This is a genomic window from Deltaproteobacteria bacterium (genome assembly GCA_016874735.1).
GTDB lineage: Bacteria > Bdellovibrionota_B > Oligoflexia > Oligoflexales > CAIYRB01 > CAIYRB01.
Genome location: VGTI01000007.1, coordinates 24,370 through 49,956, shown reverse-complemented (window position 1 = coordinate 49,956; position 25,587 = coordinate 24,370). Strand labels below are relative to the sequence as shown.

The 25,587-nt window shown below is 52.2% G+C and carries 18 protein-coding genes; 10 read left to right on the top strand and 8 right to left on the bottom strand.

All coding sequences use genetic code 11. The annotated features are described in order from the left end of the window. Nucleotides 1-13 precede the first annotated feature (13 nt). The 8 genes from FJ146_06170 (at nt 14) to FJ146_06135 (ending at nt 13,491) form a co-directional block, all read left to right on the top strand. Nucleotides 14-817, top strand: coding sequence for a hypothetical protein (locus FJ146_06170; protein MBM4251538.1), 804 nt, complete (start codon nt 14-16; stop codon nt 815-817). A 39-nt stretch (nt 818-856) separates the two neighbouring features. Further along, complete coding sequence (locus FJ146_06165; GenBank protein ID MBM4251537.1) at nt 857-1,651, top strand: hypothetical protein; 795 nt, start codon at nt 857-859, stop codon at nt 1,649-1,651. Between the two features lie 244 nt (nt 1,652-1,895). After that, nucleotides 1,896-6,251: a hypothetical protein gene (locus tag FJ146_06160; protein ID MBM4251536.1), complete on the top strand. Its 4,356-nt coding sequence runs from the start codon at nt 1,896-1,898 to the stop codon at nt 6,249-6,251. Between the two features lie 27 nt (nt 6,252-6,278). Then, nucleotides 6,279-8,366, top strand: coding sequence for a hypothetical protein (locus FJ146_06155; GenBank protein MBM4251535.1), 2,088 nt, complete (start codon nt 6,279-6,281; stop codon nt 8,364-8,366). A 30-nt stretch (nt 8,367-8,396) separates the two neighbouring features. Further along, a complete protein-coding gene (locus FJ146_06150; GenBank protein ID MBM4251534.1) occupies nt 8,397-9,407 on the top strand; it encodes a hypothetical protein in 1,011 nt (336 codons plus the stop codon). Nucleotides 9,408-9,446: 39 nt separating this feature from the next. Beyond that, entirely contained in the window at nt 9,447-12,251 is a 2,805-nt protein-coding gene (locus FJ146_06145; GenBank protein MBM4251533.1) for a DEAD/DEAH box helicase, read from the top strand. Beyond that, complete coding sequence (locus tag FJ146_06140) at nt 12,244-12,954, top strand: hypothetical protein (protein MBM4251532.1); 711 nt, start codon at nt 12,244-12,246, stop codon at nt 12,952-12,954. The genes FJ146_06145 and FJ146_06140 overlap by 8 nt, the downstream gene beginning before the upstream one ends. 63 nt (nt 12,955-13,017) lie before the next feature. Beyond that, nucleotides 13,018-13,491 (top strand): DUF2844 domain-containing protein, encoded by a 474-nt coding sequence (locus tag FJ146_06135; protein ID MBM4251531.1) that lies wholly within the window; start codon nt 13,018-13,020, stop codon nt 13,489-13,491. A 24-nt stretch (nt 13,492-13,515) separates the two neighbouring features. Here FJ146_06135 and FJ146_06130 read toward each other — a convergent pair whose 3' ends face one another. Continuing rightward, the gene (locus FJ146_06130) at nt 13,516-14,394 is read right to left on the bottom strand and encodes a DUF1566 domain-containing protein (protein MBM4251530.1); all 879 of its coding nucleotides are present in this window, start codon (nt 14,392-14,394) and stop codon (nt 13,516-13,518) included. A 213-nt stretch (nt 14,395-14,607) separates the two neighbouring features. Between FJ146_06130 and FJ146_06125 the strand changes: the two genes are divergently transcribed. Further along, nucleotides 14,608-15,285 (top strand): hypothetical protein, encoded by a 678-nt coding sequence (locus FJ146_06125; GenBank protein MBM4251529.1) that lies wholly within the window; start codon nt 14,608-14,610, stop codon nt 15,283-15,285. A gap of 28 nt (nt 15,286-15,313) precedes the next feature. Here the strand turns inward: FJ146_06125 and FJ146_06120 are convergent, their stop codons facing one another. Further along, nucleotides 15,314-17,299, bottom strand: coding sequence for a hypothetical protein (locus FJ146_06120; protein ID MBM4251528.1), 1,986 nt, complete (start codon nt 17,297-17,299; stop codon nt 15,314-15,316). Nucleotides 17,300-17,304: 5 nt separating this feature from the next. Then, complete coding sequence (locus FJ146_06115) at nt 17,305-19,461, bottom strand: hypothetical protein (protein ID MBM4251527.1); 2,157 nt, start codon at nt 19,459-19,461, stop codon at nt 17,305-17,307. A 144-nt stretch (nt 19,462-19,605) separates the two neighbouring features. Here FJ146_06115 and FJ146_06110 point away from each other — a divergent pair, with 144 nt between their 5' ends. Then, a complete protein-coding gene (locus FJ146_06110; GenBank protein MBM4251526.1) occupies nt 19,606-21,471 on the top strand; it encodes a HAMP domain-containing protein in 1,866 nt (621 codons plus the stop codon). Here FJ146_06110 and FJ146_06105 read toward each other — a convergent pair whose 3' ends face one another. The 5 genes from FJ146_06105 to FJ146_06085 all read right to left on the bottom strand — a co-directional run bounded on the left by FJ146_06105 (nt 21,472) and on the right by FJ146_06085 (nt 25,574). Next, entirely contained in the window at nt 21,472-21,720 is a 249-nt protein-coding gene (locus FJ146_06105) for a hypothetical protein (GenBank protein MBM4251525.1), read from the bottom strand. It abuts the gene before it with no gap. A 216-nt stretch (nt 21,721-21,936) separates the two neighbouring features. Next, nucleotides 21,937-23,187, bottom strand: a complete 1,251-nt coding sequence (locus FJ146_06100) for a hypothetical protein (GenBank protein MBM4251524.1) — start codon at nt 23,185-23,187, stop codon at nt 21,937-21,939. Beyond that, on the bottom strand, nt 23,187-23,702 hold the full coding sequence (locus FJ146_06095) for a cytochrome c (GenBank protein ID MBM4251523.1): 516 nt from the start codon (nt 23,700-23,702) through the stop codon (nt 23,187-23,189). The genes FJ146_06100 and FJ146_06095 overlap by 1 nt, the downstream gene beginning before the upstream one ends. Then, on the bottom strand, nt 23,699-24,238 hold the full coding sequence (locus FJ146_06090; protein ID MBM4251522.1) for a DUF3341 domain-containing protein: 540 nt from the start codon (nt 24,236-24,238) through the stop codon (nt 23,699-23,701). Before FJ146_06090 ends, FJ146_06095 begins: the two co-directional genes overlap by 4 nt. Then, nucleotides 24,213-25,574 (bottom strand): hydrogenase, encoded by a 1,362-nt coding sequence (locus FJ146_06085; protein ID MBM4251521.1) that lies wholly within the window; start codon nt 25,572-25,574, stop codon nt 24,213-24,215. Before FJ146_06085 ends, FJ146_06090 begins: the two co-directional genes overlap by 26 nt. Between the last annotated feature and the right edge of the window lie 13 nt (nt 25,575-25,587).

Below are 25,587 nucleotides of genomic sequence, written 5' to 3'. Positions count from 1 at the left end.
ATTCGGTGGGTTCATGGTGGTCCTCATCCTACGTCATATTTGCATACTCTGTTTAGCTGGGGGTCTCATGGTAGGCTGTCGCTTGAAGCAGGCAGACGCCAGCAAAGATCCCACTCAACTCGGCACTGATCGCAGCATCGTCGATCCGACCTGGCCAGTACGCCTGTCCTTAGGCGGAACCAAGAGTACCTACACCGATCAACAATCGAGCGACATCTCGAACCTTAATCAATCTCTGAGCGGCGTCAATTTGACCGGCAAGCGTGTCATGGCCGAAGGCTACGCTCTGCTTAATGCTGCCACCGATGCCGCCAAGTCGATGTACGGCTACGGTGCCATGGAATTCCGTGACGACGGCACAGACCGGATTTGGTGGGAGTATCAACGCACTTACACGATCAAATTTGGGCTTATGCCCATGCCCAAGATACCTGTTATGCCGGTCATCGGTATGTACAAGATGTGGAATGGTTTCATCGGCACCGAGCCCAACATGCCAGACGTGACTAAACTCGACGTCATTGCGCTACTTCTCGGTGTCGACTACATTCACAACATCTGGATCAAGCCGCAGGAGATCAGCGCCTTTTTTGGCGGCAAATATCATCTACTAAATCCCGGTGGCAAAAACACTGGCAGTGAGATGGAAATCATCGTCGGCAGCAAACTTAACTTTGGCATGCTGCGCATGGACGTCAGTTTTGGCTACCTTATGAACTCTTATAAGGGTGCGCAACCTACCCCAGACGAAACCGGCATGCTGACGATTAAAAGTGACGTCAAGACGACTTATGGCATGGTGTCATTTTGGCTGTAGTTCGGGTAGATCCGGCACATCTAGTGGGGACTTTTTTAGATGTTGTTTAATGTGAGCAGAAACTACCTGATTGCCGTCGCAGCGTTGACACAGATGACATCCATTGCGTTCGGTCAGAGCTATACGCCTGGTGGAGATTCAGGCGGTGGTATCGCTGTTGTTCCGCGGCTGCTATTCTCGGGGTCTGTGCTTAGCGGCATGTACGCCGAGCAATCCTACAGCGAACTGAAAAGCCAAGAAGCGCGACTCGACGATGTCAAACTATCAGGAACCGACAGTCGGCTGGCGATGAGCTTCGATCGGTTTTATGGGCTAGAAATTAACTACCGGGCCTTGAAACCCCAGGATGTGTCTTATTGGTCTGAGCGCAGCGAAGTATCGGCGTTTGCTAGCATCTACATCCCTGCAATCGACTGGATCCAGCCAGCGATTGGCTATTTTGAGGTGACACAGATTGGTGACAACACCGATCCTGCTGCACCTCCGGCGTTCATCAGGAAAAATAATGGCTTAAGCTTTGGCGCACGAACCCGATTCAATCTCTACAAGATGGATGGGACGGGCTTCATGACCCACGCACGGATCGATTACTTGACCTCACTGGAGGCTAAGAACAACTTCGGCCTCGAGTACACCTACGGTGTCGGTTACTACGCTAAATGGGATTCTGTTGCTTTCAATATTGTTGGCGGCCTGACGCGTAATCAATTTAAGGCTGGAAAAGCCGATCCAGAAGACACTGACGGAAATCTCGGCCTTGATGGCACACCAGCCATGCTAAAGGTCGATCACCGGTACCAAGTGTTTAAACTTGGCTTCGAAATCAGCTACTGAGGAGTGACTGGGCATGTCACCACTCACTCGGTAATCCAGGACAGCAACCGGAGCCTGACCTGGGTCACATTTTGACCCGCTAAGTGGGAAAAGAACCTGTACAGCGAAACCCGACCCGGGGGCTTCGTGTACAAGGTTAATTCTACAAGACTTAGGTCGTTGATATCACAATGCAAATCTAGAAACGCCTAAACTCACCCGTACCATCTGCCGACAACAAAGATGGTGGAAATCGGGGGCTTTTATGCGGGTACTTCACACCATTGGAATCAGCCTGGTGCTGCTGACAGAGGTCGGCTGCCAATCCCGCTATTTCCGCACCAACTTAGCCGGCCGTGTCTACCCAGCCGATTACGACCGCAACGGCGATGGCATCACCGATATCCAAGCTATCCGAGCGGGATTCGACCCCGCTGATCCTACCCTCGCGACACAGGATCCAGACGGAGACGGGCTCAGTAACTACTGGGAATTCAAACTAGGGTTTGATCCCAACAAAGCCGATAGCGACAACACCAAGCACGACAAAAAACTCGGCGGCAACGGCACCGGTGATTGCGACGAAGACCTCGTCGGTGACGGCATCGGTGTGTGCTGGAAGATTAAAAACAACTTTAAGCCGGCCGAAGGCAACCGCAGCCTTACCGATGCCGACGGTGATGCCTACTCCGACGGCGAAGAGTTTAGTGCCAGTACAGATCCCAACAACGCCACATCGCGACCCGGTGGAGCCACGGTTGGAAGCGACGGCAAACTACCACCAGTTCTGACTATCAAAGGCACGAACGCCACCTACACGACGAGTTTAAGCATCACAGGTACGATGTCTTACTGCACCGCCGGTGAAAAGATCCTATTCACATCGTCCAAGACCAAGCCAGGTAGCGATGATGCTGGCTTTGTCGATTGCACCACGACAGCCGATGCCCTAGTAGGCACTTTGGCAAGCGGAGCAGCTGGTAACCGCGTGATGTTTGTTTGGCGCAAGATCGCTGCTGGGGTTGTGGATGTGCCGCTGTCGGCGAGTATCCTTTACGCTGTGAGGGCGACCGCTGGTGGGCTGGATGTGCAGGCTGCTGGCAATCGTACCCTTGCTGTATCTTTAGTACCACCCTCCGATGCGCATTACGGAACCGTTAAATTGCTACGCTTCCCAGAGTACGACTGCACGAACAAAACAAAAACCTCAGCAGGTTCTACGGAGGTTGCCGTTAACCCTGGTGACGTGCTGGTGACATCCTCTAATCTCCCCCTAGGATATTCGTACTGCTTTAAAGCGTTTTGGACCGACGACAAGGGTAACGAGATTGTAGCGCATGGCGGATACGACGGTACGCCACCGAGTCCTGGCACCTTCGCCATTAGCGGTTACGAAAACAAGACGATTAAGTTCACGCATACGCCGCCCAATGAGCCCAAATATCAAAAGTTAATATTGCGCCGGTTCGAAGATACATCGTGTTGGAACAAGACTCCAACTGACGGCGCTGAGGTGCCGATAGGTCTCAACGATACGACCTACAGCGATGCCAATCTGAGCTACAATACCAATTACTGCTACAAAATCTTCTGGTCAGATTTATTCGGTAACTATAGTAGCTATCCCGCTAATGCTGGTGACCCTGCCGTTGCATATTTGTACGCCAATAGCAGACCAAATATGGGTACGGTCGCCTTACAGTCTCTGGCGACCCAGAGCATCACCCTTAGCCACACCCCACCGGCAACAGCCACAGGCCGTGACTACAACGATCTAGTCGTGCGTCGTTTCGAGTCGCTGACCTGTGCAGACAAAAGCGATTCCGATGGCACCGTCGTAACCGTTGCCAACAAAAATATTGTAACTGTCGCTGACACCGGCCTGCAGTACAACACGCCCTATTGTTACAAGTTCTTCTGGCGCGACTCTTTTGGGAACAGCAATAACCCAAATGGCACGGGTGATGGTACAGTTAGTTACAGCGGTGTCCCGCCCGGCCCGGGCACGATCAGCAGATCGCTGGAAACGCAAAAAATAAATTTGAGTTGGACAAATCCGGACGATTCAGGATTCACAGCTGCTACTAAACGCCTGGAAACCAAGATTTTTAGGTACCTTACTGCTTCGTGTGAGAACAAAGCAGCCACAGAAGGCATTGTGATTGTAACCGACCCGGTCGCGTCACCGGCCAGCTCCCCGTTCAGAGACGGAGATCCCGCACTTCTCAGCTTGAACCAGAACTATTGCTATAAGATATTTTGGTACGACAGTTTCGGTAACGCTACAACGAAAACAACAGCGTATTCACCAGACTCAAGCCTGTCCGGTGGCGACATTTCTGTTGACAGTATGACGAGTGGCAAAATCAATATTTTGATTACGCAGCCCACAGCGCTTCCGTCGACTGATCCGCCGACACTCCCGAGTCAGACATCTTTAACCCGATTCAACGACGATAAATGTTTAGGAACTGGCAATTTACTGCTAAATGCGATTTCAATCAGTACAACAACCCATGCCTATGCTGATGCAGCAGGGACCTTGAATAACACCTACTGTTATAAGGTTTCATGGATAGACGCATTTGGAAACGAAAAATCAGACAGCGTCGTAGCAAAATACTTTCCACCAACGTTTGATGACATCACAGCTACATTAAACTTTACCGCGAATGCCTCTGGTACAATCACATCTGGCTCCGTATCGAGTTACATAGCGCGTTCGTTTAACAGTATTTTCGCCGATACAAATCTCTCACTGAAACCAGTAACAGCAAACGCTACAGGTTCCACTGGGGCGGTTTCTGCATCGGATACGGACATACCGTTCCTAACTTATAAGACCGCCAGCGCAGGGTCCTGCTCTGCGAGTTCTACCCCTTTGTTTTGCGCAAAAGAAGTCTCTGAAAAGACTCCCGGAACTACAACCCTTAACGCCTACACCGTTGCAACAGAAGGCGTCCTGACTTGGAATTACACCAAATTCGACCAGGGTGAGTATTTTATTAACACTCTGAGCCGATTGTATTTAGACGGCCAAAATTATGTCAGCGATCCAAGCAAGGGCAAAATTACAGTGAATACGGGTAACCTGGGGAATGAGGAGATATTGTTCTCTGACTCAGGATCTTTGACCTCTGGTTTCAGCAACAAAGTTTCCTGGTTCTCGTTTAGCCCCACAGTTGCGATTTCTCAAGGAGCTTCAACCAATACCCAACAGTCTATGGCAATTATTTACCCAGCACTTGAGGGAAATAGAAATCATTTTCTGAATTTATTTTCGGTTGAAAGATCAAATAACGGAACTGCGAGTGTTTCTTCCGATTTCGATGAGGTCTATACACCTGATAGTAGTAGCCCTCCTACAAGTAAAAGCGGTCATCAAATTGCAGCGACATCTGCAGACACTGAGTATTCGTCTGTTGTGTCAAACGCTGAAACATCGGCTGAGGATGCAAAATTCATCGCTGTGAGCATCTTAAAAGACGCCAACGGCAATTACATTCAACTAAGTTCCACCAAAACAAAAACTCAACCGTTCGCGATCGATCGATTGCGCCTATCCGAACCTACTGGAGATGGTCAGCAAAAGGTAAATTTGTCTAACACAACCTTAACCAACGCATTTCTGGATGACGATTCAAATTACCGACATGGGATGGCATTTTCCGCTCGGATTGGAACCACCAGCCCCTTCCAATATGGAATATACCTAACAAAGTTGAGATCCACGCCATCTACTTCGACTAAGTCTGGATACCTGGACCGAACTGGTTACTTCCAGACCCAATCCATCCCCATGAATACAGTTTTTGATAAGGCGATCAAAGTTAAGGATTTGGGATCATTTTCACCATACTCTCTCAAAATCGTTACGGGAAATGAGGGCGGCACCAATGTGTTTTACCTAGGCTGGCGAACAATAAAATCTTCGACGGACGAGGTACTAAACATCGCCCGAGTAGTCGCCAACGGCGACTCATCTCCTACACCCATCGTTGTTTCGGACGCTGAATCGATAGATCATCTAACTCGCACCGGCGCTTGGGGCCGCTCCACTTTCGCTATTGCCGCGGGTCAAAGTAATGACGCAACGCCTTCAAATGTGCTTGGTGTCATTTACTCGCAAGACACCTACCCAGCACGATGCCTCTTTCGCGCCTACGGTATGGATGAAAGTGGTAATTTAGTGAAGTTGGGCAGTGGGGCGGATCTGATAATCGACGAGGATATCACGGAGAACGGCGGGATAATCAACGACTGCAGATTTGTCAGTTTATTCTGGAACAAATCATTAAATAGATTTATGGCGGTATGGTCACAAGGTGGACCAAACTCTTTCGGCGCAACATATTATTCTGATTTTACCTATATGAAATCAGGTAATTCGGTAACAAAAATAAAGCAGGTTGAGGTAACCGGTGATCGCTCGCTTCGCTCCCAGTCAGATAAAAAAATAATATGTAACATGGGTGCACATTATTCTTACCCTTCTGCAGGATTAGATAATCCGCGAATAGCCATAGTCAGTATCGAGGCAATATCAGGTGGCAGTTCTGGTTCAGACTGCAATAACGATGCCGCAGATATTCGGCTAGAATTTTACAAACCTGGTATGTAGTCGGCAAAATAAGGGGCCAATCAGTTGATGAAAATCAAATTCATGAAACTTCGCATATTGATCGGCTTGAGTACGATTAACGTTATAGGCTGCGAGAAAAGCACATTCGGACCAACTTTGCTCAAACCTGAAATTTCCGGTGATGATGTCGAGAATCAAGATGGAAGCGCTAGCACCAATAGCACTAGTATACGCTGCACCCCCAACCCTACGCGCTCGTATTTTTACGCTGGTTCATCAATTTTGCAAAATTTTTCTTGCACCCAATCAATCTCAGATGTGCAGTCACAAACTTCTCCTTATTTCCTAAATAACACATTTAGTAGCACTTCTTTGTCATTTACAGGGACAGCACCTTCTTCTTCCTCAGACCAAACTTGGGATTTTTTTATCAACGGTATTACTGGCACGCCTTTTAGTACGAGAACCATAATACTTGAGACCACTAGTTTAGTTTCAATCTTGTCCTCGTCGAATGCTCTAGACACCTCAAACAATGGGACATCTAATAACAACAAAGATTTCGACCTTGGACACACATCCACTTTGGACAGCAAGTGGGACGGCTCGATGGCAGACGTGTCACTTAAGATAAAGTCAATTTCAAGCGATATCCCTGGCCTGATGCTACCCACGAGTTGCGGATCATCTTCAGGTTCCTACATATGCAATGGTACTGCGTCATCAAGCGATCGCACCATAAACAATGGGTTAGTGCTCCACTGGCGTTGGAGCGCTTTCGATCAAGGCAGTTATTTTATTGACATGATCCCGGAAATCACAATAGAGGGCGGACAAACAACACTACCGAGTAAAAGCTTTAGCGCCTCGATTCCGCGCCAGCCCCTGGGAAATATCGAAATCCTTGCAGCTAATGATCCGGACTCTTCAAATAGTTTTGATTCACTGAAGTATCGCTACGGCATCGCTGTGAGTGATCGCAACTCAACTCCAGTATCTCCAATTGCAGGACTGATTTACATGGATCAGGGATCCGGCGATAGAGCTTATTTCCAGAGGGTCACTGTTGATCGAGAGTCAACACCAGGCGGCAGCTCAACTGGGATCGCATTAAACGGTAGTCCACTGGAACAGTCGAACGCTACTTCTCAAGACTTTTCAATAAATCAACTATCGGATGGTTCCTGGGCAGTTGTTGGCGGAATCGCAACAACTGGAAGTTTCGATATTTTATTCAACAAAATAAACGATTCAACATCCTCACCTACGATTAACGGACCTGGAGTGCAACTAACTAGCTTCAGCAACACAACTGAAAAAGCGCTTGAAGTAAGCACTACAAAATCTTTTGTGGATAACGGAACCGAGCGAATGGGAATCGTCTTTGTAAGAAAAAACGATTCGAGTTCTCAAAGTAATCTCACTGTAGCAAAAATTAACCCAAACGGGACAAATCTAACAACAATCCTAGACGATGTTAAGTACGGTGTTGCCAACTCCGGAGTTTATTCTCGATTTCAAATGCCTGTGACTACTAACGGCATCGACAGGATCCGCATGAGATGGCTAAATGAATCTGGCACAGGTTATTTCTACGTCGCTTATCGACAAAATACAGACCTTAAAATCTTAAGAATGCGGTCGCAATACGCTTCCGGGTATGGCGAGTCAAGCGCCACCTTAACAGCAGCAGCATTCGCCAACTCTGATACAAGCTCAAATATGCAATCTTTGGATTTAGCCGTAGGTACAGTAGCTGGTTCTAATTTCGCAGCTGTGGTCTACAGGACTAATTCCGGGGATTGTTACTTCAGACGCGTCGGCAGTGACCTTCAACCATCAGCCGCTATCAAATTTACATCTAGAGAATGCTATAACCCCACTATTCATTTCACTTCTTCTGGACGTTTTGTTGCAACCTACGCTGAGAGACAGATTAGTCCCAGCAGTAAATACGATATAAAGACCACTGAATTTATTATTTCATCCGTTGACACTTACTCTACTCCTGTAGTTGTAGTCGCTGATCTGGTGGATTACCCAATTAAGCTGGTGACCGATCTCTATGCTGACGGCAACTGGATGGCGATATTTTATCGCCTTTACAGCTCCCCCACCCTCCGCTTCCACGGCTACCACGTCCCCGGCCGCTAAGACATCAACCAAACCTAAGGCAGGTGCGCCATGAACACTCACAACCCAAAATCCCTCCTGATCGCCTCCGTCTCTATATTCACGGCAGTGAGCATCGCAGCCGCGTGTGGCTCGATGAGCAAGAAGGACGGCGGCGTATCGGCGGCCAGTAACTCGGGCGACGGGAGTGAGACTTCAAGCTATACCGCTCCAGGGGTGCTGACGCTAGGTAGTACAGAGGTCGCATACGCCGCTGGCGCCTTAGCTGAGGGCACTAAACTAAAGACAGCGACTGCAGATGATCCATCAGAATTCGGCATCGTTGGTGATATTGGGGGTAGTTCAGCCTCGGCCTCTGTTTCGGTGTTAGCCACGGGGGCTGATGGCACGGATGTCGGAGAGACCAACAGCCCGCTCACTCTGGCCATTCACGTTCCTGAGACTTTGGATCTCACTGCCCTAGCTACTAACGTACCCAAGGTCTACGACAACCTCTGCGCTGTTGCTAAAGCACGCAACGGAACCCTGCGTGTGTGGCGTCGTAGCTCTATGACGATGGACACTAAGATAGTCGGTCGCTTTAAGTTTAAGACTAAGTGGCTTGGTGTTTATAAGATGTATTTCTGTGGTGCTATGCCCATAGCTAATGCTGCATTGGCTAACGACGCTGGGACTGACTCTAGTGCCTATGTAGACGGCGCTCCGATCGCCTCGTGCAAGGTGACCCAAGCGGATGGATACAGCGCGTGCGAGGTTTATACCGGTATCGCCTTCGGTGATAACCGTCTGCTCGACAGCTATAAGGCCAAATGCGGTGAGAAGAGTGGCACGTTCAGCACAGCCGCGTGCTCTGACAGCGGCACGCTAGGATCCTGCGTTAATGCTAAGGGCAAGACCATGGAGCGGGCGACCATCTATGCCGCACCGACTCCCGCCCCTGCGGATTCCGTCGTAGCGGCTGCCAAAACAGTGTTTAAAAACGCATGCTTAGAAGTGCCGACCAATATCTGGAACGAGGCCGGTGCTTTGGCGGCGACACCGATGGGCGAGCAACAGAACTAAGGCCTAGATTTTGCCGCACTCCGCATTATAGTGCCCGCTATGAGCCATAGCGACAAGGCGGCTCTGCCGCCTTTTGACATCGTTTTATATCCAGAACCAGCACTGCGCCTCGTCACTGATGGAGCGGGCGCTGACCGCATGAGCGATGCTGCGCTGAATCTAAATAATTATTTATTAGCTAATCCAGGTCGTGGCCTACTCCATCTAGCCAGTACTTGGCCAACTGAGCCACTTAGGGCTAGCGTCAGCTACTGGCGTGATCTTGGGCGCCTGCATTTGACGCGTAGTCTGGCCGAGGCTGACACGACGCTCTCAGAGCAAGATTTACAGCGACTTCTCCGTAGCGCACCGCCTCTACCCGGAGGGGAACACTTAAGCACCGCGACGCTGTCTGAACTTTGGCGCGCTATGGACCAGGCCACGACTGCATGGGAGGCAGAGTCAGACCAGCCGCTACAAGAATCGCTCGCACGCATACACCCGGCTTGGGATACCATTGGTCGTATTTGTTTTAATCTGGCAGAAAATCGTCCCGATGCGGCGCAGCCGTTCGCCTTTCTCGCCACCTACACGACACGGCTTTCGCTGGGCGCCAAACCTAAACACGCACCATTGGGCCGCGTCCTCCAGGAGTTGGTGGCTAAGAGCCAGACGACGACGATGACCAAGATCGGCGCCGCTCTGGAGTCCGCCGCAGCAGTCAGTCAGTTTGTGGCGTCTATGACAACATCGCGACGCCTTTACAGCCCTCAGGCTCTCAACGCTGCCGAGGCTTATCAACTCCTATCGGAGATCAGCAACATCGAAGCCTGCGGCGTGATGGTACGGGTCCCCGCGTGGTGGGAGTCTCAGAGTCGCCCCAGCGTTAAGGTGGCGATCGAGCTTGGCTCTACGCCACCTAAAAGCGCCAATGGCGCAGGTGCGATTCTTGATTTCCGCATGCGCTTAGCGCTGCAGGGACAAGCTCTATCAGATGACGAATGGCGCCAACTCCGCGACAATGCCGATGGGCTGGTGCTTTTGCGCGGTCAGTGGGTCGAAGCCGACGGCAAAAAACTCGACAAGGTCCTAAGTCACTGGAGTCAGATCGAAGCACTAGTCGGCGGCCAGGGCATGAGCTTTGTCCAGGCTATGCGGATCCTGAGTCGTGTCCCTGCGGCCACCGTAATGCCGGGCGCAGGCACTTCTACGCTCGACCCCGAGAGCGAGAGACAGTGGACAGAGGTCACGGCGGGTGATTGGCTCCGCGATCAACTCGGCGCGATTAGACTGGCCACCGAGTCTAGCAAGGATGATCCGGCACCTCGCGGGGATGACTTTCGCGCTAGTCTCAGACCGTATCAAAAAGCGGGAGTGCACTGGCTACTCACGCTCCACCGCCTTGGACTTGGCGCGTGCCTAGCCGACGATATGGGTCTTGGCAAGACGGTGCAGATGCTTGCTCTCATGGTGGCTCTCAAACGAGAACGCACCGCCGATGCTCCGCACAAACCGCACCTGCTCGTAGCACCGGCAACGCTGCTTCCCAACTGGCAGGCTGAGGCCGCTAAATTTGCCCCAGATCTCAAAGTTTTCCTCGCGCACGGTTCAGCCTACCCAAGTCAACGTCTAAGACAGATGCCCAGCGACGAGATTGGCGCGGCTGATCTGGTCGTGGTGACCTACGGTGGACTACTGCAGTTTGGGTGGCATAAACAAATCGACTGGGACATCGTGGTCCTCGATGAGGCTCAGGCCATCAAGAATCCCGCAGCACAGCAGACGGTAGCTGTGAAAGATCTGCGTGCCGTGCAGCGCATCGCGCTCACCGGCACACCGGTGGAGAATCGCCCACTAGATCTCTGGTCCATTTTTGATTTCGTCGTTCCGGATCTACTTGGCAAGGCCAAAGACTTTCAAAAACTCTTTGCAGCGAGTGTCGATGACGCCACCAATCAGGAGACTCTTGCCGCCAACTACCAGCGCGTCCGCGCGTTAATTCGCCCCTACTTTCTGCGCCGCCTCAAGACGGATCGCAGTCTTCTACCAGATTTACCAGATAAGACTGAAATAGAGACTAGGTGCGCCTTGGTCCCGCAGCAGGCAGCCCTTTACGCCAAGATTGTCGATGATCTCAAGAAGGACCTCAAAGATCTGCCTAAAGACAGCGTACAACGCCGTGGCGCCGTACTCTCAGCGCTCATGCGCCTTAAGCAAATTTGTAATCACCCAGCGATGATCACTGGTGATGGCAACTACCATCCTAGGATGAGTGGTAAATTTCTACGCCTTGGAGACATTGCGCAAGACATCGCACAGCGTCACGAAAAGATGCTGGTCTTCACCCAGTTCAGGATGCTCACGGATGTACTTGCCGGATTTCTCGGCACTATCTTTGGACGTCCTGGCTTTGTCCTGCACGGCGACACCTCGATCGACAAGCGCCGTCGCATGGTTGATGAATTCCAGCGTCTCGATGGACCGCCGTTCTTTATTCTGTCGCTGAAGGCCGGCGGCACGGGCTTAACACTGACCGCAGCGAGTCATGTCGTGCATTTTGATCGGTGGTGGAATCCAGCTGTTGAAGATCAAGCCACCGATCGCGCCTATCGCATCGGCCAGCGTCGTAATATCCTGGTGCATAAGTTTGCCTGCAGCGGCACCATCGAGGCTCGCATTGCGACGTTGCTCTCAGATAAGCGCTCGGTGTCACGCCATGTGTTGCCGGATGGGTCCGGAGGAGAGTTGAATTTAACCACCCTGAGTGATGACGAACTCATGCAGTTAGTAGCGCTCGATTTAACCCAGGTTGCTGACAAAAACGACTTGATGACTACTTCAGATGAGGTACGTGACCATGGATGAATTTGAGGAATTTCACGGCCGCACCTCAGTCAAGACGCTAGCGACACTGGCAGCTAAAGCCGCCGCCGACTTGCGCGCGCAAGGCTATGAGCTTGATCCGGTTACCTTGCAAGGCAAGGTACCAAAAGGCTTGGCAACCTCCGCCTGGGGACGAGCTTGGTGTCTGCATCTGGAAAAGTACGCTGACTCTCTCCCCTTACTACCTAGGGGACGGAGCCTACTGCGACACGGGAGTGTGCTTCATCTTAAGATTGAAACCTCGCTGATCGAAGCGATGGTCTGCGCTGATCGGGTCTACCATGTAACGATCAGGACGAGTCCTTGTCCCGCGGAAAGTTGGGACACGATCAAGCAGCTTGCTGCTGGATGTGTCGCGAGTGTCGCCGCATTTCTTCAAGGCAAAATTCCTGCGGCTCTCATGACTGCTATCACCGAGCCAGATGAAGGCCTACTGCCTACCCCCGATGCCATTCGCTTGTCGTGCGATTGCCCGCAGTGGGCTGATTTTTGCGAGCACTCAGCCGCAGTGCTTTACGCTGTTGGCGTGCGCCTCGATCATCGCCCTGAGCTGCTTTTTGTCCTCGCTGGCGTGGACCCGGCGGCTATCATAGCCTCGACCGTTAGCGCCGCGACAGCGGAGCCAACCGCGCAAGCGCTGGACCAAAGTGACCTTGGTGACCTATTTGGCATCGATCTTGAGTGACACCGCTCCAAAAAGTGCAGCTGTACTGTTATAGTGGAGCCTTCAGGGTAGGGGGAGGTCACTATGCAGGTCATTACTCACAGACTCAGAGGGTTATTGTTTGTTCTCACGATGAGCAGCTTTGTCAGCAGCCCATCGTTCGGTCAGCTTGGTGACAAAGTAGCATCAATCGATCTACTAGCGACCAAAACCAAACTGACCAAAAAGCCACCCGTTCCCTATAAAAACTATACAGTTTATGAGCTTTCGGACGGCACCCTGACCATCAGAGAATACGCTGATAAAGACGGCAAGATCTTTGCCGTGGCATGGGACGCCCTGAGCCATCCCGACCTAAGTCTGTTGCTTGGGACTTACTTTGATGATTTCTCGGTTAGTGTCACTCATGGTGGACGCCCATACGGTCGGCCTAGCCAAAGTGAAGTCCGCGGTGAACACGTTACGGTCATCAAATGGGGCCATATGCGCGCAGCACACGGCAAGGCCTACCTTCACAGCGACCTGCCATCCGACCTGAAGCCTGAGGCAATCGAGTGACTGATCTTTGACCCTCGGTCAAAATTAGTGATTTTTCGGCCGCACACAGATGCCAGCAAGCGGCTGATCTGTCGCGATGACATAGCGGTTACCGTTACGCAGATCGATAGCGACACCGTCCTGCCCGAAGGTGTAGGCCCGATCTGAGGACCAGGTAATCGTAATGTAGTTTTGTCCGAAAGCGATGTTGTTGGATGTCTGAATCCCGTTTTTAATCGCGGTCTCCAGCTCACTAGCTGTCGGCATGCGCCAGGGCAGATGATCGAGTCGAGCAGCCTCGCGGCACTTAGCATCAATACCGCTGCGCTCTAAGGTCATCCCTAAATCACGCCACACTAGCTGAGTCGTTTCATCAGTCCAGAGATCACTCCGTCCATTGGTATTGGTCGTGACCACGCAGAGCGTTGTGAGCTCGTGGTCGGTGCTGGTCCGCAGGGCGTTACCATCACCCATGTCGACAAACATCGATACTTCCTGACCCTGAGCCGTCTCCCAAGACGAGGTCCATACTTGATTCAGGTAAACCCAGCCAAAGGCAGGGTTCTTACTTGAGCTGATACCGCTCTGGAGCGCACGCTGTAATTCGGCGGGCACCGGCAGACGCCAACGCTTTTTCTGCACTCGCGCCAGCTCTAGGCAATAGTTGTTGGCCGTCGCCCAGTTCATCTTGGTCGAAGTGTACTTCCAGGTAATGAGCGGTGACTCACCCCAGAGGAACCCGGCGTTCAGTGCCGTCCTCTTGACCGGCTTGCCGTCTTTACCTATCTCAACCTTCTCGCCTGCAGCAGCGGTGACCACGCTGGCATTGGCATCTTCACCAGCTGAAGACTTAAGTAGCTTACAGCCGGCTAGGCCGATGCTGGCAGCTAAGTAGATCAGTAAGTGTTTATGCGTCATGACCATGCGTTCAATCCACCCTCCACATGGAGCGTGTCGGGAGATTTCAAATAAACTTTACAGTCGTTCACAAAAAACCTTCCGCCCCCTCCCTTTGGAGGCGATAAATCGCCTATTTCAGACAGCCATAAACACTCGTATCAACTGCCTAAATATTAATTTGTTAAAAAAGGCTAAAGATTCCACCCAGCCGCTCGATAAGATGAGTGAGGTGGGCAGATGATCCTTCGCCAGGCGACCAACTTAGTGCTACTCGTGACAATCCTTGGGGGTTGCAACAATCCTCTTTCGCAACTTGACCGCGGTAAAATCAAGGTAAACGGCCTAGCGAGACCGCAGCAGTTAGCGCCGCCAATTATTAAAAACGCTAAACAAGGTGAAGCTATTCGTGCCGGTGCATACCAAACTAGACAGTCCGTATCCTTTATGATCCCGGAAGATGTCGTACTGCAAGGCACTCATTTGGGGCTTCGACGCAAGGCTCCTGAGCCCAGCCAGGAGATAACGGCGCCGACACTGATACCATCCAGTGGCACGACCACTAATAGCGGTGATGTTACCGTAGAACACCTAGCCACCGGTGGAGCCAAGATCAGCTTCTACGCGGGCACACTTATCGCCACAAAGTCTATGGTGTACGGCGACAATACATTGCAGCTAACGTTGTATGCCGACGATACCCCAACCTATCAGGCCGACATCATTGTGCAGATACGAGATTTCACTATTGGTGGCGCTGCCATGGTAGGTATGCTGAAGTCCCCACCGGATGCACCACTCAAAAGCGAGGCTTGGCTATCCCCGATCAAGGAGACGACCGTGACTAGTGGTGCCGGGGATACGGAACAACCACCCTCACTCCTGCGCAGTGGGCTCATGAGCATTATTCATCCGTGACACCGTAGCTCAGGATTAAACCTTCGACCTAAAGACGCAGTTCCATACCTGCGCCCACCGTATGCAGCTTATCAATGACATGCCCGCTCGTGCTTAAGTTTGGAAGTTCATACTGGCAGTTGCGGAAGTCGTATTGATAGTAGACGGAGAGTGACCACGTCGGTGAGCCAAGAAACTGCAGGTACTCGGCCGTTAGGCGGTAATCATTGGCACTCTTAAGTTTGAATCCAGTTCCACCAATGGGATACCCAAACTCGGCACTACCCAGAAACTCGCCTAACTGGCCCAGACTAATCCGGCCTCCGGCAGAAAGCGTCAAGCTAGTCATGTACGAGTTCACGATGTCGATCGTTGCAGGGGTATCTTTAAAGAAGAAGATAACACTACTCCGCCTCACACCAAGCTGCCCAGTCCACTCCGAGAACAAGATAGGCAGATGATACCTGGCCTTGGCAGCAATCTCGTTACTGTTGAGGGTAAGCTGACGCTGCTCCGCATCGATACCAGTGGCTTCAACGCCACCGCTGAATAACTTGGTAGCCCACCTGTCATAAGTCAGGCTGAAGCTGAGACTCCGATCGAGCGCCCACATCTCGGTATCAAGCCGCATCCGCGAGAACAGGAGGATATCAAAAACGACTCCCGCTTCGTCATCATCAGCGGCACCGTGGTTCCACAGCGATGGGGTGTATTTAGCTGCGAGACGCCAAGATTTGGAGTTCAAGATCTTAGCCAACTCTTGCATCGGATCTTTCTTTTTCTTCGGTTTCTTTTTGGGTGGAGCCTTCACCTCGACTTTAGGAGGATCGACTTTGAATTTTGTGGCCCCCTTCTTGGACGGTTGCCACCACGCTGCCTTGGCTTGTACAAAAACACGGTAACGCCCAGGCTTTAAGTCCGCGGGTGGTTCGTATAGACCGTCGCCGCTTACCACTTTGCTATCAAGCGTCTGCCAAGCTTTGCCGACGAGAACTTTCAGCTCGACCTCATAGCTATCCGCGTGTTCAATCGCCTTCCACCGTATCCGACGAGTATCGGGGGTCGCAGTATCCATTTCCAGCGTTGGTCGCGCCAATCGTCCGCCGACAATTTTGAAGCTCCTCGCTGGTGACTGTGAACTTTGATCACCGTCGGCTCCCGTGGACACCACGGACCATGTATAAGCTGCAGCGACCGCAAGATTGACCGATACTTCCGTGGCCGCGGTCGTCTGCTCCTGCACGACTTGGCCCTTGCTATCAAGAATCGTTAATTTGTAGGAAGTTGCATCGACGTTCTTTTGCCACTGAAACACTACCGGCGTCACCGTCATACTCTTGGCACTTATGACTTGGTCAGCACCTGGATTCACACCTTCGGTTGCAGGCATGGGAATCGTTAAATCAATGGGATCACTCCAAGCACCCGCGACACCGCGACGGTCTAACGAGCGGATCCGCACTTGGTAAACTCCCGTGGCGACTCGCCCCGAGAAGTCAGCCGTCTTGGTTCTTCGTATGCTGTCGTCGGTTGTGACAAATTGGTCTCCCTTTTTCTTTTTAAACTCGACCTCGTAGGATTTAGCTCCCGGAATAGGATCCCAGGAGAAACTCAAATCTTTGCCAGGTAGTCTTTCTTTAGATTTATCTGCCTCGGCTGGAACTGACTTGGCTCCTGGAACAGACTCTTGAATGGCAGGCTCTTGAACTGCAGGCTCCGGGCCTGCGGGCTCTGGCTGCTGGGCTGGCGCAGCCTCTAAAGGCTCGACATCTGCCGGCTCCGCCTCAACCGGCGCAGGCGCAGCCTCAACCGGCGCAGGCGCAGCCTCAACCGGCGCAGGCGCAGCCTCAACCGGCACTGGAGCAGGTGGGGCTTCGACTGGAGCAGGTGGGGTTGCTTCTTCCACAGGGGGAGGCGCCTGCGCCTCATCCTGAGCGTAGGTCACCTGACAAAATGTCCACGCGAAGCATAAGGCGAGCCACAGGGCTAGCTCCCATGCTTTCTGCGTCAACGCTTTGTCTGTGACTTTAATCAATCGGCCTACTTAATCTGGAAGTTACCAATCTTCGACGGGGGTTTGACGGCACTAACGGCGGGCACTAGGACGGAGGACTTATAGGTTTTGACTTTACCAAGTTCTCTGAGCACATTGATCGTCGCGAGTTCTACGGAGTATTCGCCCGGCATAAGGTGTTTAGCCGATACTTTAGTAGCTTTGGTCTCTGTTTTTATAACGGATACACCGGCCGCATTTTTAAGGTTGAAAGTATAGCCATGAGATCTTGCAACTGGCTTCCAGGCAATCACAACGTCACCATTAGCATCAGCAACCAAAGTGGCTTGACCTTCGGGTATAGATAACTCTGGGGCCGCAAGAACCGGAGGTGCTTCGAGCTTGATTGCCAGAATATCCGATTCAGCGAGCACCACATCGCCATTACCCAAACCCTCCACCTTGGCATAAATGGTACCGAATTTACCTAGCTCTAACTCAATCCCACTGGGGGTCGCCGGATGCCATCCAACAGCTTCAAAATTTGCCGAGGGGCTAAGCCCGAGGCGCCAACGTGTCACGCCTTGCGGGCCTTTACCCCACGCAAGTTTTAAGCGTGGTTTCGGCAAATCGGCCTTGGGATCAGCAGTATTCTGGACAACCATTTTGGACGGTGCAATCCGCAGGGCTCTGGTCTCCGACCAATCCGAAACCCCGACGTCGTTGCTTGATCGGATACTCCAGCGGTACACTCCTACGGTTGCGAATTTTGCGGTATAAGTTGGTTGTGCTACGCTCTGTTCGCCCTGCACCGGATAAATCTTGCCGTCAGCCCCCAAGCGCTCTAGTTTGACCGCATAGCCCTGAGCATTGGCGATAGAATCCCATTGCATAATCAGGCCATTCTGGGCCTCGGTAAGACTCACCTCGCGGTTATTCTCTGGAGTCTTTAGTTTAGGAACTGCCGGCGGTGGTTTGATCTCTCCTTTGATAATAGCGATTGTTCGTACTGCCGATTCCACGCGGCGCTGATTGATTTTTGAAATACCAACGACGCGCCATTTATAGGTACCCAGGTTGGCGAGCTCAGCGGCGATCTCATCTTGCTCCGCGTTTGCGGGCATCACCGTAGCATCCGACCAATCGGTGGCACGCGCCACTTTCACCTCGTAACTTTGAAAGGCGGCACTCGGGATCCAGGAAAAGCGGACCAGCGTCGCATTCGCTTTTGCCGGCATCATGATATTTTCTTTATCTCCCGGGGTTGCAAGCTCGGGAGGCGCGACCGCAAACGTCGTCAGCTTACTGACCATACTGCTCATCTTGAGGTTTGGCTGATCTTTCTTTACGGCATTGAGACGCCAGTAGTGTTCCCCAGACGTGAATTTATAGGACGCCTTCCCAACGCTACCTCTGACCTCAAGCCCCGATACTTTTTTGAGTACCGCGGGACTCGACCCAGTCTCGATAGAGACTAGATAATCGTCTGGGACGCCTGACCATCTAAACTGCACCGGCAGGTCACCGTTACCGATATCAATTAAAGCGCCCGCACTGGGCTCAGTTATTTGTAGTAATTTCTCTGTCTCTAGGCCCTTGGCCGCATCGAGACTCCCGCTCTTGCCTTGGTCCAGGGCAAATACCTTCCCTGCCGCCTCGGCCTTAACCTCCCCTTTCACAACCGCGACGCTAGCCTTCCCCCCTTTGTCGCGGCGTATGTTCATTTCAAGTTCTTTGTTGCCGGTAGCTAACTTAGTACCACCGATCTTGATCTCAAGAGCAGGTGCCACGGCAGCCTTATCTTTGTCGCCTGACTTGGGTGTCTCGCTTTTGACAAAAAGACCGCCGTTTACTAAGTCCAAGGAAATTTTTCCCTGTTTTTCCTCGAGCACTATGACGGAGTCGGGCTCGAGTTCAATGAGCGATTTAGACTCGCTCATCCGCAACTTTGCGCCACCAAGTCTGGATGCACGAATGGTATCGTGCGGAAAAAGTGTTTCGCCCTTTTTCACTGTTTCCCAAATCAAATTGTCACTTGGTTTACGCTGAATAAATTGCGGGTCACTCTCGAGATAGGCGATTGGCGGAATATTTAGACGCCTTCTGGCAATCGGCGCTGTGCGCTGATACCACCAGAACGTAGCGTAAATTCCTAACACCGAAACGCATGCGGCCGGAATAAGCCGCATTGACATGCTCTGCATGTGCGTCACCCGTGGTAAATAAGTTTTGTTTGGGATATAATTAGTATATATCTTTCAGCCGCCTTTATGAACCCAACCATCTAAAATTACTGCCATAAAAATCCATCACTCCTGTCAGATTTTTGACACCAATTGCGACCTCCCATGACGCGACGCTTACACTTTCCCATCGCGGGAAAAATCATCATCGTCACGCTGACAGTGCTCCTGGCAGCGGTGATCCCGATTGCATTTAATGCGTCTGAACTATTTCGTGACAAGTTTGGCGAGCGGGAAGCCTATGCCAATATGTCTCAGACGCAGACACGCTCGGCTCAAATCGAAGCTATACTGCGTAATATTCAGGAAAAGTCCTCAACTCTTGGCAAATTGGTTTTGCAGCGCTACGCCGCGCATGGCAACAACCCGACGTCTGAGGAATTCCTAAAAAGTCTCGAGGAAATCCGATTTATATTTAACCGAGGCGGCGACCTCATTTCCCTCAAGGTCTACCATCGCGACGGTAAGAAAACTGTACTTGTCGCCAACCTAGTAAATCAGGACACACTGAAAAACTACAATCTTAAGCCGAGTTTTCTCGACACCTTAGACAAGGTGATAAAGCCGCCTTTGGCGGCCGCCTTGGCAGGCGAGGTCACAACCAAAAATCGCAGTGTTGTCGGCAAGCTGGGGATTCTCACCATCGGCCTTCCCATCGCCAAGAGTGGTAACGGTCAGGTGACACATGCGGTGTTGGCCGATATTAGTTTGGCTCCCATCCAGCAATCCTTTCGCAACACTGGTGAGCGCACCATCTATCTCGTCGATAAATCAGGCGTAGTGCTAGCGCATCCGCAGGAAAAGCTGGCGCTCAAGCATACCAGCTTCGCCAAAGTGCCTGTGGTCAAGCAGGCCATCAACTCACCTATGGCCCAGGGGCAGCTTAGGTATCAAGATAAAGATACGGGGCAATTTAATATCTCAGCATTCTCGCGCACTTCATTTGGCCTATCGGTGATCTCGGAAGCCTCTGAGTCCGTGATTTTGGAACCAGCTCGATTAGTTCAGCGCGAAGCGCTATTCATCACAGGACTCGTGGTATCGGCGGCTTTCTTCATTATATTTTTATTCTCACTGACGCTTACGCGTCCGATCGAAAAGCTAGTGCAACTGACAAAAGTAGTCGCCACAGGTAACTTCGATGTCGACCCTGGCAACATAGCCAAAGCTAGGGACGAAGTGGGCACACTAGCTACTGCATTTGGTGCCATGCTTCATGGTCTCCGTGAACGCGAAAAAGTGAAGGCTTTGTTCAATAAATTTCATGGCTCTAGCGTCACCGAGAGCTTACTGGCCAATGATCAAGTCTCGATCGGTGGCACCAAACGTGCCGTGGTTGTGCTGTTCAGTGATATTCGGTCGTTTACGAGTTACAGCGAGAGCCGCAAACCGGAAGAAGTCGTCAGCATGCTGAACGAATACTTCGGCTACATGGTGAACGTGATCCATAAAAATCATGGCGTGGTCGACAAGTTTATCGGTGACGCTATCATGGCCGTCTGGGGTGCGCCGCAGAGTACGGGAGACGACACTTATCACGCGGTGCGTGCCGCGATAGATATGCGCCTTGCTCTCGCCGACCTGAACAAAATCCGCATCGGCCGTGGCGAGGACCCCATCATGATCGGCGCGGGTCTCCATTGTGGTGAGGCGATCTCTGGCACTATTGGATCAGAAAATCGCATGGAATACACAGTGATCGGTAACACAGTTAACACTACATCCCGGATCGAGGCATCGACCAAAGCCTTTGGCGCTGATCTTCTCATTAGCGAGGATCTGGCTAATAAGGTCAAAGAGCGCTTTATGATCGAACTCGCCGGCAAGACTGAGGTCAAGGGGCGATCCGAGGTGCTGTCACTTTTTAAGGTCAAAGGCACGATTGCCGCTGATGGCAAGAAAGATATAGTCAGCACCCCGTACTCCGACTACGAAGCCGAGGCTGCCGACAAAGTTAAGCTGGTTAGTTGACTAGAACCGCCGCGTCCGACTGGTACCCACCGCTTTGCTTGAGCCGCCCAGCGCCAGTGGGCCGCCGGCAAGGAGACGATCTCCGGCCGCCTTGAGAGAGCGACTGGTCAAAAATAGCGCGTAGAGATCACCGACGATGTCCTGCATTGCATCAGTCGTGACAACATAGCCGAACTTAGAGGCTTGGGCATGCGACTGGATAATTTCCTCGATCGCCGCCCTGGTGGCACCTTCAAATGCACTGCTCATAAACACCTCCGCTGATCTTGCTTTGATTATCTCACAGGTATGAGAACGATCTGCAGCGGTGGGTAAAGATTACCGCCCGGCAGCCGATACCCAGATGGGTAGCTTTGCTGGCGGGCGGTATCCCATGATCAATCAGCTTTACATTTGGACCATCGATTTGATGATCGCCATGATCGCTTATTTTTGGTTGCACTCTCCGACACTTGGCTAACTCACTCAGTGATGAGCGCCAGCCATAGCCTCGTTGAGCAGCGGATCAGCAATAGCCACCATGGGGTAGCGACGGCCAAACCGGAAGACACTGGTCAGGAAGAGTCCTAGGAAGCCCAAGAACGCACCGATCTCAATCCATGGCACGGTCCAGCGGGTGGGCTCGATCGTGGTCGGGATCACAATCATGAGTGACACCAGCCACTGCGCCAACAGGATCGAACTACAGATCGGGATGGCAAAGCCAGCTGTCCACTTAGCGAACTTCGGCAGCAACGAAAACAGCGGCAAAATAAAGACCGCAAAGAAGATGATAATGAGGAGCGGTTTCCACGGCCCTTGTAGACGTGTGATGAAGAATTGCGTCTCCTCAGGCATGTTACCGTACCAAATCGTCAGGATATGGGCGTAAGTCAGGTAAGCAAAGAAGATGGTGAACCCGTGCATCATCTTGCCAACGTCATGGAACTGCTGGCGCTTAACTAGCTGTCCAATCGCTGTGCCTTTGGTTAGGTACATGAACAGCAGCAGCGACGCCATTAGCGACTGCATCATCGCCGCGAACGACCAGCCGCCCCAAAGCGTCGAGTACCAGGTTGGGGAGAGCGACATCGTCACGTCAAAGGCGAGTAGCGAGAACGTCAACGCATAGATCACCAGCACTGGAGCTGACCAGTGGCGCAGACTTTTTTGGGCCTGCTGTCCTAATTGCTCACCCTCGGCCTTGTTGCCACCAATCATGGCCATGTCACCACGGAGCTTAACCCGCAGCTGCCAAAACGAGACGAGGACAATGAGGGCCAGTGCGAACAGGTCGCGAGCCACCATAAAGCCGGGCTTCAGCCAGTCCCGTTTACCGGGGAATTCTTCGATGATGTTGGGATCTTTGATCCATGTGTAGAGATCCGTGGCGTGCCCAACCTTGCCGAGAATACATGCAAAAAGCACGGCGAAAAGCACGAAAGCCACCGGCAAAAAGCTGGCAAACGACTCGTGCAAGCGCATTACCGGGCGCCCCCACTTGGCACTGATCACGTCTTGCATGCAGGCAAAAACGGAACCACCAAGCGCGATGGCGAAGAAGAAGAACAAGTTGAAGACGTAACTACCCCAGGTTCGTGCCGCCTCGCCGGTGTAAAGGCCGGCGATAAAGGTCACCACCCCAGCTAGGATACAGAACATGAGTCCACCGCGAGCCGTTGCACTCGGTGGAAAAAAGAACTGCTGACGATGTTCGTATAGCGAATGCGAGCTCATCACGCCCCCTTCTGCAACAAGCGCAAGTGCCGGACGATGTACCAACGTTCCGATGGCGTGATGGCATAACCGTAGGCCGGCATGACATTCGCACCAAAAGTGATCCGGTAGAAAAAGAAGCCATCCTTGCGACCTTGGTAGGACTCGTGCGTCAGATCCGGAGGTACGATTCCGGGTAGCTTACCGCCCTTGGCGTTGGCGCCGTGACAAGGCTGACAGAAGGTCTCGTAATGTTTTTTACCTTTTTCCATACCCTGTGGATCGTTGGCGATCATTTCGGGCATGCCGTAAAGCTGCTCAGCCTCTTCCGGAGTCTTCACGTAAAGAATGGAGTTCATGGCTACCGAGCCCTCAGGTGGGTCTAGGTAGTCGCGTTGAGCTTTAGGCGCTGGCGAATCCGCCATGTCCGGAGCCCACTGCATTTTTGTACCAGTGCCATCGTAACGGCAACTAGCCAGCAGACCAGTCGCTAGGACTGCTGCAGTCATTCCAATTCTTGTCGCCAATGTGGTCATGTGTTCCTCACCTCTTCCGCACCGCAGTCACGCAAGAACTGGGCCTGGGGACTAGAGAGCTGCGCTCCCGGCAAAAAGATAGCAAAGCGATCATCGGTAGTACGGACGTCAAGGACACGGCGCTTAGGATTGGGAATCCGACCCATCACTAGCATGCCAAGAACTGTGGAGATGGCACCGAGTAGAATCGTAAACTCAAAGCCTAAGACCACGTAAGCCGGCAATGAAGCAATACCTGCAGTTTTACCGCCAACGACAATTGGCCAATCCCAGTCACAGGCCAGAGCCAGGCCGAAACCAGTACAAGTTCCCGTCAGAGCGCCAATCAGCGTGAAGGCGCGCACCGGACTTGCACCGAAGCCGCTAGCGTGCTCGATTTCGTGGTACGACGTAGGACTGAACACTTCATGCCCAGCAAAATCTGGCCGATCACGCACTTTTTCGATAGCCGTACACACGGTATCAAGATGTCTAAAGATTCCAATGATGCCAGTGTCAGGACTTTGGGTATTAGCCATGGTGGTGAGCCCCTCCATGCGCCTTCGAACTGAGCGGTTTCGGCATGATCAGCTTAATCTCCGAGAGCGAGACAATTGGGAAGAACTTCACGAACACCAGGTAGAACGTGGTGAACAAACCAAAGCTGCCGAGGGTGATCACAATCTCCCACAGACCCGGCTGCACGTGGCCCCAGCGCGCCGGTACGAAGTCTTCAACCAGCGAGGAGACGATGATGTTGTAGCGTTCGAACCACATGCCGACGTTGATCAAGACACAGATGACAAAAGCAACAGGGATGTTGTTGCGCACCCTGCGTGACCATAGGGCCAGTGGGAAGATACAGTTACAGAACATCATGACCCAGAAGTAGAAGCTGTAGGGACCGATCGCCCGCTTCTCGAAGAGAGCCCACTCGTAAGGGTTGCCGCTGTACCAGGCAACGAAGAATTCCAAGCTGTAGGCATAGAATACGATGGTCGATGTGAGCAGTGTGAGGCGCAAGCAGGCCTCTAAGTGCTCGGGCAGGATGAACTTCTCTAACCGGAACATGTAGCGCACGGGCAAGAGTAAGTTATACACCATCGCACAACCCGAGAGGATAGCACCCGCAACGAAGTACGGCGGGAAGATCGTCGTGTGCCAGCCTGGCTGAATCGACATGGCGAAGTCCCAGGAAACTACGGAGTGCACCGAAAGTACCAGCGGGGTTGCGAGGGCTGCTAAGAAGCCGTAACCAGCCTCGTAGTGCCACCATTGTTTAGCCGTTCCGCGCCAGCCGAACGACATGATGCCGTAGATCAGGCGTTTGAAACCTTTGCATCGATCGCGGATACTAGCTAAGTCCGGCACCAGACCCATGTACCAGAAGAGTAGCGAGGTCGTGAAGTACGTCGAGATTGCCATCACGTCCCAGAACAGCGGCGAGCGGAAGTTAACCCAGAGGTTGTTGGTGTTAGGCAGTGGAACAGCCCAGATCGCACCGTGCCAAGGACGTCCCATGTGAATGAGCGGGAAGACCAGAGCACAAATCACCGCAAAGATCGTCATAGCCTCTGCACTTCGGTTCACTGTATTCCGCCACTTGGCGCGGAAGAGAAAGAGAATAGCCGAAATCAACGTACCGGCATGACCGATACCGACCCAAAAGACGAAGTTGGTAATGTCGACTTCCCAGTACACCGGCGGCCGGAAGGTCCAGAGACCCAAACCGTAGGTGAAATGCAGCGCTACAAAAACGATTCCCACAAGTAAAGCCGACACCGACAGCGCAAGCGCTACGTAGTAGGCAGGATGCGGGTTCTCCAGGTTAACCAGGATCTCCGAATTTACATCCGAGATGGTCTTCGACCACAACTTTGAATCATCACTCATCAGCCTAGCCTCA